We start from the raw sequence: 15,120 nt of genomic DNA on the forward strand, positions 1-15,120 counted from the left end.
AGGTTGGACAGTGCGGCCACCTGTCGCTTGAGGTCGGACTGCTGGGCGCGGCTACTAGCTCTGGCATAGATAACGACTTTGCGTTTGTCACTGCCTGATTTGGCAGCAGTATATGACTCAACGTTGTATCGTCGTTGCCCAGCCGGGGTTCTGATGGTCTCGATTGAGCCATTGGAGTCCCATCTGCGGAGTGTTCTTTCATGGACTCCAAGGATTTAGGCCGCTTCCTTGGGTTTGACATATCTGGCAATAGGTTTATCCTCAACTCTTCTCGCTTCTTATCTTATTATACCGTATTGCCCTAAAATATTAACCTAATTTGAGATTAAATCATGCTCCTCTGGCTCTTCGTCCACCGGACTCAGCAGCAGTAGTGCTGTCCACAAATGTTCCGATGGTACTTGCAACTTAGCTGGACCCCCCACCCCCATATATGACCCAACTCCTAGGCTAATTACCCGTGCTGGAATATCATGGGAGCTGAGGACCTGTTGCATTAACTCGGCTTCCCAGCGCATAGCAGTGGTTTTTAGTGTAATCCAAGACACGATCATTTCTATCTCTAGGATAGGCACAAAGCCTGATGCACTTTACCTCAGATAACTGGGAAAAATAACTCCATATACATAGATACTATTATCTCACCCCACAGGGCAGTTATACCAGCAGCGATCGCTAAAAAAGGACCAAATGGCATGGGTTGGCGGCGGTCTAATATGCCCACAGCCATGGCTCCTGCGCCGATAAAGGCTCCTAAACCACAGGCGATGAAACTTGCGACCAATAGCATCTTCCACCCCAACCAAGCCCCCATAAGGGCCGCTAATTTAGCATCTCCCGCCCCCATAGCCGTTTGTCCAAAAGCCATGGACCCCAAAAAGGCGATCGCTTCAAATAACCATAATCCTAGCACCGCCCCCAAAATACCCACCATTAACTGGTCTATCACCCCAGCCGTTTTTAATCCCAGTAAGCCTTGAAAGCACAACCCCAGCACCAAACCTGACTGGGTGAGAGGGTTAGGAAGGGTTAGGGTATCTATATCAATTAGAGATAATGCCACCAACCAAGCTAATAACGCCCACAAGCCAAACAGTTCTACTATAGTTCCTGGCATGATGGTTACATATACCAGCAAAAACAATAGACCCATTAACCCTTCTACTAAAGGATAGCGCATAGATATCGGTGCATGGCAATGGCGACATTTACCCCGCAACCACAACCACCCCAAAACCGGCACATTTTCACTTAAACCTAAACGGGTATGACAATGGGGACATCGTGAGGGAGGATACCACACCGACAGACCAGCCGGGACTCGATACACAATGACATTTAAAAAGCTACCTATGGAAGCGCCTAGGGCAAATATAATCAAGTAAGCCGGCAGATCAACTAAAATATCCATATTTAGACTTTCACCTTTCACCGGGGTTTCACGCCCGCTTCCTAGCCTGGGGCTAAAATAACTCTAATTCTATCTGCTCAAAGGGGATAAAACATTCTCCCGGAAGCAAAATGGGTTTGGGGGAGAAAAGCAGTAAACTCCGATAGCTGCGGGAATTAATGGCTACACCAGACGGACGGCGCATTCGTTTCGCGTGTACTTCTGAATAAGCATGATACACCCGTCGGGCTATCCTCAGTAGTTGGGGATCTTGTATCCGCCACTCTTGGCTAAGGGGTAAGTCCGGGTTGGGAGGCGGCGTTACTGGATTTTTTAACTCTGAGTTGGAGCCATAAACCACAAAGACAATTCCCAAAGGGTTAATCAACACACCTGGTTAGATGTTAAACTAAAACTATCACAACAATTCAAGAATTTCGGTAAACTGCCCTACAACATACTAAAAACTATGCCAGATAAACCCAATCTTCTCGCCTTGGACTTTGATGGTGTTCTCTGTGATGGCTTGCTGGAGTATTTTCAGACGGCTTGGCGTACATATCTCGAAGTTTGGTCGCCTCCTGAGTCTACCCCCCCGGATGATTTACCCCCTAGATTCTACCGCACTAGACCTGTGATAGAAACTGGCTGGGAAATGCCTCTTTTGATCAGGGCTCTGATTTTGGGGTTTTCTGAATCTAATATTCTCAGCGATTGGCATAGTGTATCACGTCAACTGCTGGAACAAGAACATTTGTCACCGGAAGTTCTCGGCCCTCGACTTGATCAAATTCGTGATCAGTGGATCGCTACAGACCTACCAGGGTGGTTGGCTTTACATCGCTTTTATCCGGGTGTATGCGATCGCCTTCGGGTTATTCTTGAGCAGGACATGATACAATTACGCATAATTACCACTAAGGAAGAACGATTTGTGCGATCGCTTCTCGGACAACAGGGAATTATTCTCGACCCGGGAATCATTTTTGGTAAGGGACACAAACAGCCTAAGCACCAAACTCTACGGGATCTCATGACTCTTTCTGATCCTAGTCCGCTGATCTGGTTTGTTGAGGACAGAATGAATACTTTGTTATCTGTACAAGGTCAACCAGACCTACAACAGGTTACACTGTTTTTGGCTGACTGGGGTTACAATACTCCCATAGAGCGACGTTTGGTGGCTGAATATCCCCCCATCCGTTTGTTGTCTTTGTCTCAATTTACTCAGGATTTTGAGGCTTGGTAATTACCTAATTATCCGCTTGGTTCAGGGTGCAAACAATTACGACAATTAAACTCACTAGAATATTTATGGTGATTGGTGACTTATTATTAAGTGGTATATATGAGAGCGATCGCTCCCCTATTTAGCAGATTCAACCTCACTGTAATCCTTGGGGATAACCCCCGAAATTCTAACTCCTAATGACTGCTATATATATTAGCCAATGTTTGGCGGATTTATGGCTTGGTAAATAGAGTTAAATATGATCTAAAATTAGTTTATTTCGATATCTATGAAACTTAACTTATCACAAATTTTTCTCGACCATAAAGTTAAACCTCGTGGTATTATCTATGTGGGAGCTGGAGAAGGGCGATCGCTCAAACGTTTTGCCAAGTTTACTAATGCTCAAATATTGCTAATAGAAGCGAATCCTGTCACCTGTGAACGGTTAAAAATGGCTGTAGGCGATCGACCTAATATTCAGACAGTTCACATGGCGATCGCTGACCAAAATAGTGAAGCCACTCTCCACGTTACCAACATCGAATCCAACAGTTCCATTTTACCACTAACACAATACAAAAAACTTTATCCTAACCTCAGCGAAACTCAGCAAATCCCCGTTGATACCCGCACTATTGACACCATTTTAGCCGAACTTAATCTACTCCCAGAAGACTTTAATATACTATACTTAGACATCCAAGGAGCCGAACTTCTAGCCTTAACAGGAGCCTCCGAAATTCTCCAACATCTTGATGCTATTTACACCACGACAAGCCAACATCAACTATTTGAACGTGGCGCAACTCTTGAGCAAGTTAACGCCTTTCTCAATGAACATTATTTCACCCCCGTAGCCCAAGCAACTCCTTATCATCCCTCTCGGTATGAAGTTGTTTATATTCACAACAACCTCATCAATACCTCGATACTTACTCCCGAAATTGCTGCAAATATTCGCCTCCAACCCCCCACGGAACCGAAACCGACCGAACTCAAAATAACTCTATCTCGACTCCAAGAATTAGAATCCGAACAGGAACTTTTAAAATATCAACTACAACAACATCAGAAAGACCTCGGAAAATCTCAATCTGATTATCAGCAGAAGCACAAAGAGTTAGAAAACTCCCAGTCTCAACTACAGCAGACTCAGAAAGACCTGGAAAAATCTCAATCGGATTTTCAGCAGAAGCAGAAAGAGTTGGAAAACTCCCAGTCTCAACTACAGCAGACTCGCCTTGAATGCAAAAATCTTCATTCACAACTAGAACAAACTCAGGAAGATTTAGAAGAGTCTCAAGGGATGAGAGACCAAATATTAACTGATTTAGAGAAATCCTATTCTCAATTCAAACAGAGTCAGACTCAATTAGAACAGTCTCAGTCTCAATTGGAACAAACTCTTAGTGAATTAGAACAGTCTCAATATCAACGAGACCAAATATTAGCAGAATTAGAACAATACCATACACGACTACAGCAGACTCAGAAAGACCTCGAAAAATCTCAATCGGATTTTCAGCAGAAGCAGAARGAGTTGGAAAACTCCCAGTCTCAACTACAGCAGACTCAGAAAGACCTCGAAAAATCTCAATCGGATTTTCAGCAGAAGCAGAAGGAGTTGGAAAACTCCCAGTCTCAACTACAGCAGACTCAGAAAGACCTSGAAAAATCTCAATCGGATTTTCAGCAGAAGCAGAAAGAGTTGGAAAACTCCCAGTCTCAACTACAGCAGACTCAGAAAGACCTGGAAAAATCTCAATCGGATTTTCAGCAGAAGCAGAAGGAGTTGGAAAACTCCCAGTCTGAAGGGAAGAAACTGGAAACCAAAGTTAAGGAGGTTCAAGACCAGCTTAAAAATGCACAGAATAAACAGACGGAAACTCAACAGGAACTTGATAAGTCTCGCTCGGAGTTACATGATACCAGAGAAGAACTAGAAATGGCTAACTTCCAATTAGATGAAGTACAGGTGGAACTTGAACAGGCTACATTTGAGTTACATAAAACTAAGGAAGAGTTAGAGGGTTCGCAGTCTCAACTACAGCAACAGCAGAAGGAATTGGAAGAGTCGCAGTCTCAACTACAGCAACAGCAGAAGGAATTGGAAGAGTCCAAGTCAGAAGTTCAAAAACTGCGGGAACAAATACAACAGATACAGCAGATACAACAGTATCAAAATATGTCGCCACCAGGACAGCCAGTACAACAGTATCAACCTGCTGTAGCGCAGTCGGGGAATACATATAATGCTGCTCTTGTCAAGATGTTTGCTAAAATTATTGCTGAAACTATGCCAGACTAACATCTAAATTACTATATAAAAGGTGGGGTAGATGTGTGTTACCTAACCCACCTACTATCTCACCTAACTCTCCCAGGTGTTTAGGGCTAAATTAGACGAACAGAGGATTTGTAATATCAGTCAATTTCTATGGGAACTAAAAAACGTCATTTCTGGATTTTTGATAATATTCAACCTACTGTTAACCTGACTATTTTTGCGGTTCCTAAATCCTTTGTGGGAAGTGTGGGAATGATTCAACGTAATGCGATTACCAGTTGGACTAAACTGGTTCCGAGACCGGAAATTATCTTATTGGGTGATGAGAAGGGAACCGCAGAAGTCGCTAGTCAATTGAACCTGAGACATATTCGGAATATCCAAGTTAACGAATATGGAACACCTCTGCTTAATGATATTTTTAGCCAAGTACATAATCACGCTTCCCACGGGGTTTTAACATATATTAACTCGGATATTATCTTAACTAGGGATTTTCTCCCTACGGTTCAACAGGTGAATGCTAATTACCCTCAGTTTCTGATGGTGGGACGACGTTGGAATTTGGATATTCACCAACCTGTTAATTTCGATAACCCTAACTGGGAACAAGAGTTACATGATGAAATCAATACAGCGGGAATATTTAGCGGTATCGGTGCGTTAGATTACTTTGTATTTCCTAAGCCTCTATTTAAACAAATTCCGGCTTTTGCTATTGGTCGTCCGGGTTGGGATAATTGGATGGTGGGAGAAGCGTTAAAACAAGGATATCCGGTAATTAACGCGAGTCAAACTATTACTATTATTCACCAAAATCATGACTACGGACATCTTCGGGGAAACCGCATCGAAGCGTTTCACGGAAGGGAAGCGAAGCAAAATCAAAGCCTTTTACAAGGACATTTCGCGGGAAATAGTGCGGATGCTACTGATTACTTAATCCCCGCGACGGTGGCTAATTCTCCACAGGTTAGTGTTATTGTTTGTAGTGATAATGATGGTTCAACTTTACCAACAACTCTTGATGGTATCCTGAATCAAAATATTGATGGTTGCGAGATTATTGTGATTGATAACGGTTCGACGGACAACACCCCGGAAGTCCTCGAAGGTTATGGAAAATCTTTGCAATATGTTGGTCAATGTGGCGAGGGAATTGTGGCTGCTAGAAACCGAGGCTTAGATATAGCTAGGGGAGAATTTATCCTGTTTTTAGATGGGGGTTCGACTTTACTACCTAATAGTTTGTCTGACCAGATAGATGCTTTTGAAAATCGTGCGGGTTCGCTGGAAATGGTATTCTCTGGTTGGGAAATTTGGGAGGAAAATCAGCTAATTTCGGAAGTTCAGCCTTACGATAATCTTGCGCCAATTTTACAGGGTCGCGACGGTTTACATGGTTTTCATATCTGGATGTTAACGGACCTGTTGCGATTGGTTGAAACTGGTGCTATTTTATTCCGAAATTCCTGGGTTAAACGCTGGGGAGGGTTTGATTCTGGTCTATCTCCCTATGCTGCTACTATAGATTTATTGCTAAATTTAGCATCCCATGGCGCTGCGGGAATTTGTTTACGAAAACCGACTATAAGAGTCTCTACTGATTATAGCTTTAAACAATATACGATCGCCATCCTCACCTCGGACTGTAATCAACTCATTGAAAATTACTTTTCCCGTCCTACCCTACGGGACTGGATGCGTCCCCTACAACCCCTCTGTCGCTATCAAGTCCTGGTTTGGTTAGCTGCTTTAACCTATCACACTCAAGACCAACATCAGATGCTCCAATTTCTCAGACAGTCCCGCAATTATAGTCCCTATCCCCCTCAACAAACTATCAATAATTGGTATCAAAGTTTGACCAGAATTTCCCGCGCATATAATTATCCCCCCTTTCAACTCTCCCCAGATGACCTGAAATGTTGACGAAAAAATCAAATGTTAAGAAATGTTAAAAAATTTTGCTTTTTGGGGGTAGGGGCTTGACTTTTGGGGCTCTTGACAGTACACTTTTAATATAATCGAAATCTGTGCATTTTTTACAGATTAGCATATATTTCCATTATGTAACTTGATACTAATATGTTAGCAAAATTTCGGCTCCCTGTCAACCCCTGCAGCCGGGCGGATTTGGGTGTTGACGAAAAAATCAAAAAAGCGATCGGGTGCGTCATAGCAATTAATAATGATTTCCCGATGGGGAAATGAGCGGACTGACGCACCAAAATTGTGGTTGAGAAATTCCCGGCTTAATTAACCAGGAAGTTGCTCAACTAAGCGCCACCGCGCAGCTTTTCGAGAACGGTGCGATCTTGGAGAGTGGAAGTATCCCCAGAAATCTCCTGACCCGAAGCAAGCGATCGCAATAAACGGCGCATAATTTTACCCGAACGAGTCTTAGGTAAATCATCAGAAAAGCGAATTTCCCCGGGACGCGCCAAGGCTCCAATTTCATTAACAACGTGCTGCTTCAACTCTTTTTCCAGGGCTTCATCAGGTTGGCGATCGCCTTCAAGAGTAACAAAAGCCACAATTTCCTCACCCTTGACTTCATCAGGACGGCCAACCACCGCCGCCTCAGCCACAGCCGGATGAGAAACCAAAGCCGACTCAACCTCCATAGTCCCCAAGCGATGACCAGAAACATTAATCACATCATCAACCCGGCCCATCACCCAGAAATAGCCATCCTCATCTCGATGAGCGCCATCACCAGCGAAGTAGACATAATCGCCATTTTTAGGTCGTAGATACTCCCAATAAGTACGGCGGAAGCGCTCCGGGTCGCCATAAACAGTCCGCATCATACCCGGCCACGGGTGACGCACCACCAAATATCCCCCAGAATTATTAGTAACAGGTTCCCCTTCCGTATCCACCACATCAGCAATAATTCCAGGGAAAGGCAAAGTAGCCGAACCCGGCTTAGTAGGAGTCGCACCAGGAAGAGGAGTAATCATAAAACCCCCCGTTTCCGTTTGCCACCAAGTATCAACAATGGGACATTTTCCTTGACCAATGACGCGGTTATACCAAATCCAGGCTTCTGGGTTAATCGGTTCTCCCACCGTACCCAAAATCCGCAACGAAGACAAATCACGAGCATTAGGGTGTCTTTCACCCATTTTCATCAAAGCTCGAATAGCAGTAGGAGCAGTATAGAAAATAGTCACCCCATACTTTTCTACCACATCCCACAGACAACCGGGATTAGAAGCACGGGGAGCGCCTTCATACATCAAAGTTGTCGCCCCATTGGACAAAGGCCCATAGACAATATAACTATGGCCAGTAATCCAACCCACATCAGCGGTACACCAGTAAACATCAGTATCCTGTAAATCAAAAGCCCACTGATTAGTAATGTGACTGTAAAGATTATAGCCACCAGTAGTGTGTACAACTCCCTTGGGTTTGCCAGTAGTCCCGCTAGTGTAAAGGATAAACAGCATATCCTCGCTATCCATTTCTTCGGCGGGACATTGCCCGGAAGCATTTTGTTGCAAGTCATGCCACCAGTGGTCCCGTCCGGGTTCCATCTGGATTTTTTGCTCAGTGCGCTGTACGACCAAAACGTTATCAACACTAGGCGCACCAGCTTGTAAAGCCTTATCTACCTGTTCTTTTAGGGGTACGATCGCATCTTTGCGCCAACCACCATCAGCAGTAATCACCAATTTAGCTTCGGCATCTTCCAGGCGGTCCTTTAGAGCCTCGGCACTGAAACCGCCAAAAATGACGGTATGGGGTGCGCCAATCCTCGCACAAGCCAACATGGCGATCGCCGCCTCTGGTATCATGGGCATATAAATCCCAACGCGATCGCCTTTTTTGACTCCCAACTGTTTAATCACATTTGCCATTTGGCAAACTTCCCGATGTAGTTGGGAATAGGTCAGAGTCCGAGAGTCTCCCGGTTCCCCTTCCCAAATTAAAGCCGCCTTATTTTTGCGCCAGGTAGTCAAATGGCGATCGAGGCAATTATAGGAAATATTAATTTTGCCCCCCACAAACCACTTCGCAAAAGGTGGCTGCCAGTCCAGCACCTGATCCCATTTTTTAAACCAGTGCAACTCATTTTCCGCTAATTCTGCCCAAAACGCTTCCGGGTTAGCTTTGGCTTTCTCGTAGAGTTCCCGGTACTCTTCCATGCTCTTAATCCGGGCCTGTTTGGAGAAGTCCTCGGACGGATTAAATAACCGTTTCTCGTGTAAAATTGATTCGATCGTCGGTTGTGACATAGTGTGATGGTAACTTTAACTACAAAGTGAAGCCATTATAACCATTTTAGGCCTAGATTAAACTCTAAGAATCTTTACTTTTTTTTGAGCAGACTGCTAACTAGCTAACCCCTCCCCATGTCGAACCGATTAAAATCAGTTGTCAACTTCTAAGTAACTATGCCTCCTCAACTCATTATCCGTCCTGCTACTGTTGATGATGTTCCGGTCATTTGGGCTTTAATTCAGGCTTTGGCTGAATATGAAAAACTCTCCCACCAAGTCACTGGAGATCTGGAAACTTTGCAACAGCATCTATTTGGCGATCGACCAATGGCTGAGGTCATTATCGCCGAATGGGAGCAAAAACCTGTAGGTTTTGCTCTGTTTTTTCATAACTTTTCCACCTTTTTGACTCAACCCGGCATTCATTTAGAAGACCTATTTGTTATGCCTGAATATCGACGTTTAGGCATTGGGAAAGCCTTAATCCAACAGGTCGCTAAAGTCGCCCTAGAACGTCCGTGTGGGCGCTTAGAGTGGACCGTCCTCGACTGGAATCAATCGGCGATCGCATTTTACCAACATATAGGAGCCACAATACTACCTGAATGGCGCATTTGTCGAGTAGTGGACTATCAACGCTTACTGCAACAATGAGATTTGTAAATTTATTGTTAAGTTTTGTAACAAAAAAAAATTGCCCCTGGGAAGCTGAGGGGGTTGCTTTTCCGGTTGGCTTGTGGTATTATTTTAGACAATAGGGATAGTCGCAATTTTACTTCACAAGATTAAATTGACATTATAAAATTATATATCAAAATAATAGCATGATATTTCGGAGGTTGTCAACCCCCTATCTCTTGGTAATTGATATTATGGTTCTTGATAGAGAGGAATAGTAAAAGTAACAGTTGAGCCTAAGCCTTCACCCAAACTGTAAAACTTAACCTTACCTCCCATAGCTTGGACCAGCTTTTGAGAAATAACTAAACCCAGTCCCGTCCCCCCATATTGCTTAGTGTAACCACTATCAACCTGAGAAAAAGCCTGGAATAATCTATCTTGCTTTTCAATGGGGACACCAATACCAGTATCCACAACTCTAAACTCCACAAATCCCGGAAATTGTTGATTTTGGATAATCACATTTTCGCGGATAATTCCTAGACTAATATTAATCCCTCCTTTGTGAGTAAATTTAATGGAATTTCCCACCAAATTTAGCATCACTTGTAAGATACGTTGATAGTTACCATAAACAATAATTTGACTATTGCCAGCCTCCGTTTGAATGGTTAGTTTCAAATTTTTCTGCTCAACTTGAGGGCGAATAAAATGCTCAATTTCTCTGAGGACTTCATCAACTTTGACCAAAGCGAGTTCAATATCCATTTTGCCCGCTTCGATTTTAGCAATATCCAAAACATCATTAATTAAATTCAGGAGATGAATAGCAGCTTGATGGGCTTCTTCGATAAATTCCCGTTCTTCCTCTGGGTCATCAGCCATACCATCTAAGACTAATTGAAGGAAGCCAATCATACCGTTGAGGGGAGTTCTGAGTTCGTGGGAAGTATTGGCGAGGAACTCACTTTTGAGGCGAGAAAGAGCCACAGCTTCGAGTCTGGCTTCTTCTAACTCCTGATAAAGAGTAGCATGGGCGATCACCGTTCCTACATGAGTAGCCAACTCCCGGACAAAATCTATTTCCGCCGCCGTCCACTGGCGAGTGCGATCGCATTGATGCAGGGAAATCAAAGAATTAGGTTGCTCTTGATAAGCAGTAGGAATCACCATCAACGAATGACGTTGATAGGGGTCATTTTCAGGGGCACTGCGCTCAATGATAATCGGTTCTAAAGTGGCTAAGGCTTGAGCCCAACCTAATTCCGAATCACTCCATAGATTTAAACCCAACATCATGGGGATATCTTCTTGGCGGTACTCAGCCACCACTTGGGTAGACTTATCAGAGGTGCTGCGATAGGGACAGATAATGCAGCGACTGACACCAAGAACCTGACCCAGACTGTTAACAGTTTGTTGCCAAATCTCTTTTAAATCCAGAGTGCGGCGAATTTTTTGAGTAATTTGGCCGAGAATAGTTTGATAAATTTGAGAAGTGGGGGGAACGCTACGGCAAAGGGTTCCGGCAATTTGAACCAGCATTTTTTGCTGGATATCAAAATTAGATGGTAAGGCGCGGTAGGCAATCAGTTCACTGTGATTAGGGCTGAGATTCAGTTGAGAATTTTCTAGTAATCGCCCCATCACCAGGACATGGGTAGCACTGCCGTTAGATTTTAATATGGGACTGACAATCAGTTCCAGGGGAAAATAGTATTCTTCATAACAAAATGGATAACTGAAACGCTCAGGTATTAAGCTGGCGATCACCCGGTCGATTCTTTCTTGATAGGGGGTCAGTACCAGAGGCTTAAATGTATCTGCCATATTAGTTCCTGTGATTTGGTCAACAGGAAGAGGATGGCGATCGCATTGTCGCCAAGAAAATAGTAGATACTCCCCCGATTGGTTCTGAATAAAAACTAGGTCGGCATCCAAACCGGGTAAAATATCCCCAAAGCCTGATAATGGTAGATCAGAATTGTTGTGCAACATTTAACCTTCCTAAAACGCTCAAAACTCAGCGCAATAGGGTAAGTACAGCATCACCAATAACGGTGAAGGCAGTTGCCGGCAAAGCTCTCAACATAATGTGGCGATCGCCAATAAGGTTTAAATACAACCCTCCCGGCTCATTGTACTCGTATTCGGGTACAATGTCAACACACGCATTTAGCCCGGAGACATCTGGCGATCGCACCGTGGTTTACCAGGCTTTCCGCCCCCAACTCCAACTCAATGACCATCAAGCCACCTTGATGGTCAAACACGCCGGCTATGCTAGATTTTTGAGCAAGCTCTCCCCACCTCGCCGCCGGCAGGTGGACCGAGTGCGTCGCTCTTTTTGTTCAATCATTCCACTCCCCCCGGGGTGGCACGGGAGGGTTACGTTGTAGACTCAAAGCCAAATCATCTTCTGGGCGTTCTCCCCGCAACCATTGTCGGAGAGCGGTTTCAATCACCTTACTTGGATCATTAGTCAAGTGCTTGACCTGATCCAATAATTCAGAATCAATATGGATAGAAACCTCTACTTTGCTTGGTACACTAGAGGTCGAAGAAGTATTTAGATTCATGGCGCAAAAATCCTAATTCAGAAAACCCAATACCTCCGAGATTAGTCCCGGAGGCTCAACTCAAGACCGAGTATGATTTGGGGGCTTTATTCTATTGTACGATCTCAATCTCACCTGTTGCCCATCCGGTTAAGGGCGGGGAAAATTGGAAGCCGGAGTAAAACCAGTTTGAGGTTTACCCACAGAGGCACGACTCATAAAGTCCCGCCATACCGGAGCCGCCACAGTTCCCCCAGTTACTCCCCTAGCCAATCGAGTGAAGTCATCATTACCAACCCAAACCGCCGTCGATAAATGGGGAGTATAACCCACAAACCAGACATCGCGTTCGGAGGATGTAGTCCCAGTTTTGCCCGCTGCTGGTCGTCCTAGTCGGGCGCTGGTGGCAGTACCACTGGTAATTACCCCTTGCAGTACATCATTTAGAGAGGCTACCGCCCACTGATTCAGAACTAAGCGAGGTGATGGGGTATTGTCAAGCAAGACATTTCCCTGGCTATCAGTGACTTGTACAATGAAAGTGGGGTCAGAATGCCAACCGTCATTAGCAAAAGTAGCAAAAGATGCAGCCATTTCCATCGGTGTGAGATCCACAGATCCGAGTGGTAAGGAAATTACCGGCTCCATAGGGCTAGTAATTCCCAGGAGGCGACAAATCTCGATTACCTGATTGAGTCCCACAGATTGACCCAGCTTGACCGCCGGAATATTCAGGGAAGTCTCTAAGGCTGAACGAATGGTCACAGCGCCCGAGAAGCCGCCGCCATAGTTGCGGGGTGAATAAAACCCAGAGCCGTCGCGATAGCTAACAGGGGTATCTTGAACAATGGTACTAGGAGCATATCTACCTGTAGCGAAGGCGGCATAGTAAACAAACGGCTTAAAGGCTGATCCAGGTTGCCGTTGAGCCTGAATAGCTCGGTTGAACTGGCTTTTATTATAATCAGACCCTCCCACCATAGCTTTGACAAAATGGGTAGTGGGATCTACGGCGGCTAATGCGATTTGACCGTTATTGCGATCGCGATATACTCCTCGATAATAAAGGCGATCGTGCCATTCCCTCACCGTTCTTTCTGCCATGCGCTGGAAATTCAAATCAATGGTCGTTTGAACCCGCATTCCCCCTTTCAGCACCGCATCACGACCAAACTCCCTAGTTAACTCCTGAACCACCGCTTCCGTCACGTATGGTAATTCACTGGTTCTAAAGGAGGTGATCCTACCCACTAATAGGGGTTCTTTTCGCGCCTCAGCCGCCTCTTCTGGAGTAATCCAATTTAGCTCTACCATGCGGTTAAGCACTTGAGCCTGTCGTTGTTTAGCTAGTTGATAATTTGCAAAGGGGCTATAGTCTTCTGGTGCCGAAATTAAACCAGCAATCATCGCCGCTTCAGATAATTTCAGCTCTGATGCCGGTTTGTTAAAATAGCTTTGGGAGGCTGTTTCAATCCCATACAGGTTATGACCCCAGTAAACCTGATTTAGGTATAATTCTAGGATTTCGTCTTTGTCTAAAATTTGTTCGAGGCGAATTGCCATTACCGCCTCAGCGGCTTTTCGGCTAATGGTTCTACTGGGGGATAAAAACAGGTTTTTCACCAACTGCATGGTTATGGTCGAACCACCCTCTACCGTTTTCCCCCTTTCCAGGTTAGCAAGCATAGCTCGCACTATCCCCGTGGGATATATCCCCCGATGATCATAAAAATGGCTATCTTCAATAGCTAATACCGCCCGTTTTGCATGGGGGGATATTTCATCAAGAGAAACTACTTCTCGGTTGGCTTCGTCGTGAAGGCTGGCTAAGTGTCTACCCTCAATATCGTAGATGTGGGTGGTTTCGGTGGGAATATAGTTTTGTAATACCCTTACGTCTGGTAAGTTACGGAAACTAACGGCTAGACCCACCAGCCCTCCTGCCACCACGGAACTGGCTAACATGGTTGTACCCAATATGGTTCCGGCGGTAACTTTGCTTACTGACTGGATGAAGTCAAATAAGCCTGACGGTGGCGACTCAAGCCTTTGTCTACCTCGGACTGTTACGTTTGTTAATGACACGCTGATTCCACTCCTTCCAGAAAACAAAGCTACAGGGTTTTAAACTTGATAATTAGCTTAGACCAGTTTTTCTCCTGTTAGCTAGTAGGGGTCGAGAGAGATGTCGCCATCTCCCCCTCCCATACAAAACCGTGCTTGCGAGTTTCCCAGCACACGGATCCTAATCTGATTGTTCCATTGTTAAGGATACAGCATTGGCGTTATCTATTGCCGTTTTATCATCGCGGGTGTGGCGATGTAATAGTTGAAGATTTTTGTATTCATCCTTTCCGCCTAGGCTTCGAGGTACAATGTGGTCTACTTCAATTAAATCCAATGGTGCGAAATACTGTCCACACCAGGTACATCTACCTTTTTGCTTCTTGAGTAGTTTTGCTACCCTATTTGGCGTTCCAATTGCTTGTCCTTTCCTGGTTGCCCAGTAAGTCCAGTTTCCGTCGTATGGTGTTGCGTCAGGGCGTATTATGGTATGTCTGACAATTGGGGTCCATTTATGTTGCCATAATGTGAGTCCATCCTTGGTCTGGAATAACCAGGATTCATGTCTTTCTTTAGAAGGGGTCGAGAATGGAGTCACCTCCCTCCATCCCCTCCCATTCAAAACCGTACTTGAGACTTTCACCTCATACGGCTCCTAGTTTAACCGTCTCCTTGTTAAGAGTACAGCATTATCTCTTCATCAAGAGCTGTTTTATCATCGTGACAATGGCGAT

12 protein-coding genes and 2 pseudogenes are annotated in these 15,120 nt (G+C 44.7%); 5 read left to right on the forward strand and 9 right to left on the reverse strand.

What is annotated here, in order from left to right; translation table 11 throughout:
- The 4 genes from B9T16_RS17145 to B9T16_RS17160 form a co-directional block, all read right to left on the reverse strand.
- A partial coding sequence (locus tag B9T16_RS17145) for a MerR family DNA-binding transcriptional regulator (protein ID WP_410245336.1) occupies positions 1-215 on the reverse strand: 215 nt, incomplete at its 3' end.
- Between the two features lie 99 nt (positions 216-314).
- A complete protein-coding gene (locus tag B9T16_RS17150) occupies positions 315-554 on the reverse strand; it encodes a hypothetical protein (protein WP_006616365.1) in 240 nt (79 codons plus the stop codon).
- A 41-nt stretch (positions 555-595) separates the two neighbouring features.
- A complete protein-coding gene (locus tag B9T16_RS17155; protein WP_006616366.1) occupies positions 596-1,411 on the reverse strand; it encodes a prepilin peptidase in 816 nt (271 codons plus the stop codon).
- Between the two features lie 52 nt (positions 1,412-1,463).
- Positions 1,464-1,781 carry a hypothetical protein gene (locus B9T16_RS17160; protein WP_006616367.1) on the reverse strand — a complete coding sequence of 106 codons (318 nt, stop codon included), beginning with the start codon at positions 1,779-1,781 and terminating at the stop codon, positions 1,464-1,466.
- 78 nt (positions 1,782-1,859) lie between these two features.
- Between B9T16_RS17160 and B9T16_RS17165 the strand changes: the two genes are divergently transcribed.
- The 3 genes from B9T16_RS17165 to B9T16_RS17175 all read left to right on the forward strand — a co-directional run bounded on the left by B9T16_RS17165 (position 1,860) and on the right by B9T16_RS17175 (position 6,843).
- Positions 1,860-2,639 (forward strand): HAD family hydrolase, encoded by a 780-nt coding sequence (locus B9T16_RS17165; RefSeq protein WP_006616368.1) that lies wholly within the window; start codon positions 1,860-1,862, stop codon positions 2,637-2,639.
- 271 nt (positions 2,640-2,910) lie between these two features.
- Positions 2,911-4,932 carry an FkbM family methyltransferase gene (locus B9T16_RS17170; protein WP_410245334.1) on the forward strand — a complete coding sequence of 674 codons (2,022 nt, stop codon included), beginning with the start codon at positions 2,911-2,913 and terminating at the stop codon, positions 4,930-4,932.
- A gap of 129 nt (positions 4,933-5,061) precedes the next feature.
- Complete coding sequence (locus tag B9T16_RS17175; protein WP_410245335.1) at positions 5,062-6,843, forward strand: glycosyltransferase family 2 protein; 1,782 nt, start codon at positions 5,062-5,064, stop codon at positions 6,841-6,843.
- 347 nt (positions 6,844-7,190) lie between these two features.
- On the opposite strand, the gene acs is transcribed toward B9T16_RS17175, so the two are convergent.
- Positions 7,191-9,158, reverse strand: a complete 1,968-nt coding sequence (gene acs, locus B9T16_RS17180) for an acetate--CoA ligase (protein ID WP_006617424.1) — start codon at positions 9,156-9,158, stop codon at positions 7,191-7,193.
- Between the two features lie 159 nt (positions 9,159-9,317).
- Between acs and B9T16_RS17185 the strand changes: the two genes are divergently transcribed.
- Complete coding sequence (locus tag B9T16_RS17185; protein WP_006617423.1) at positions 9,318-9,797, forward strand: GNAT family N-acetyltransferase; 480 nt, start codon at positions 9,318-9,320, stop codon at positions 9,795-9,797.
- A gap of 216 nt (positions 9,798-10,013) precedes the next feature.
- Here B9T16_RS17185 and B9T16_RS17190 read toward each other — a convergent pair whose 3' ends face one another.
- Positions 10,014-11,762 carry a sensor histidine kinase gene (locus tag B9T16_RS17190; protein WP_006617422.1) on the reverse strand — a complete coding sequence of 583 codons (1,749 nt, stop codon included), beginning with the start codon at positions 11,760-11,762 and terminating at the stop codon, positions 10,014-10,016.
- Positions 11,763-11,968: 206 nt separating this feature from the next.
- Between B9T16_RS17190 and B9T16_RS17195 the strand changes: the two are divergent.
- Positions 11,969-12,058: pseudogene (locus tag B9T16_RS17195) on the forward strand (RNA-guided endonuclease TnpB family protein); the annotation flags it as partial.
- Between the two features lie 57 nt (positions 12,059-12,115).
- Here B9T16_RS17195 and B9T16_RS17200 read toward each other — a convergent pair.
- The 3 genes and pseudogenes from B9T16_RS17200 to B9T16_RS17210 all read right to left on the reverse strand — a co-directional run.
- Positions 12,116-12,343 (reverse strand): type II toxin-antitoxin system CcdA family antitoxin, encoded by a 228-nt coding sequence (locus B9T16_RS17200; RefSeq protein ID WP_006617421.1) that lies wholly within the window; start codon positions 12,341-12,343, stop codon positions 12,116-12,118.
- Positions 12,344-12,472: 129 nt separating this feature from the next.
- Positions 12,473-14,287: a transglycosylase domain-containing protein gene (locus B9T16_RS17205; RefSeq protein WP_006617420.1), complete on the reverse strand. Its 1,815-nt coding sequence runs from the start codon at positions 14,285-14,287 to the stop codon at positions 12,473-12,475.
- 280 nt (positions 14,288-14,567) lie between these two features.
- A pseudogene (locus B9T16_RS17210) lies at positions 14,568-14,960 on the reverse strand (HNH endonuclease); the annotation flags it as partial.
- Positions 14,961-15,120: the final 160 nt, after the last annotated feature.

It is taken from the genome of Arthrospira sp. PCC 8006, assembly GCF_046480465.1.
GTDB classification, from domain to species: domain Bacteria; phylum Cyanobacteriota; class Cyanobacteriia; order Cyanobacteriales; family Microcoleaceae; genus Limnospira; species Limnospira platensis.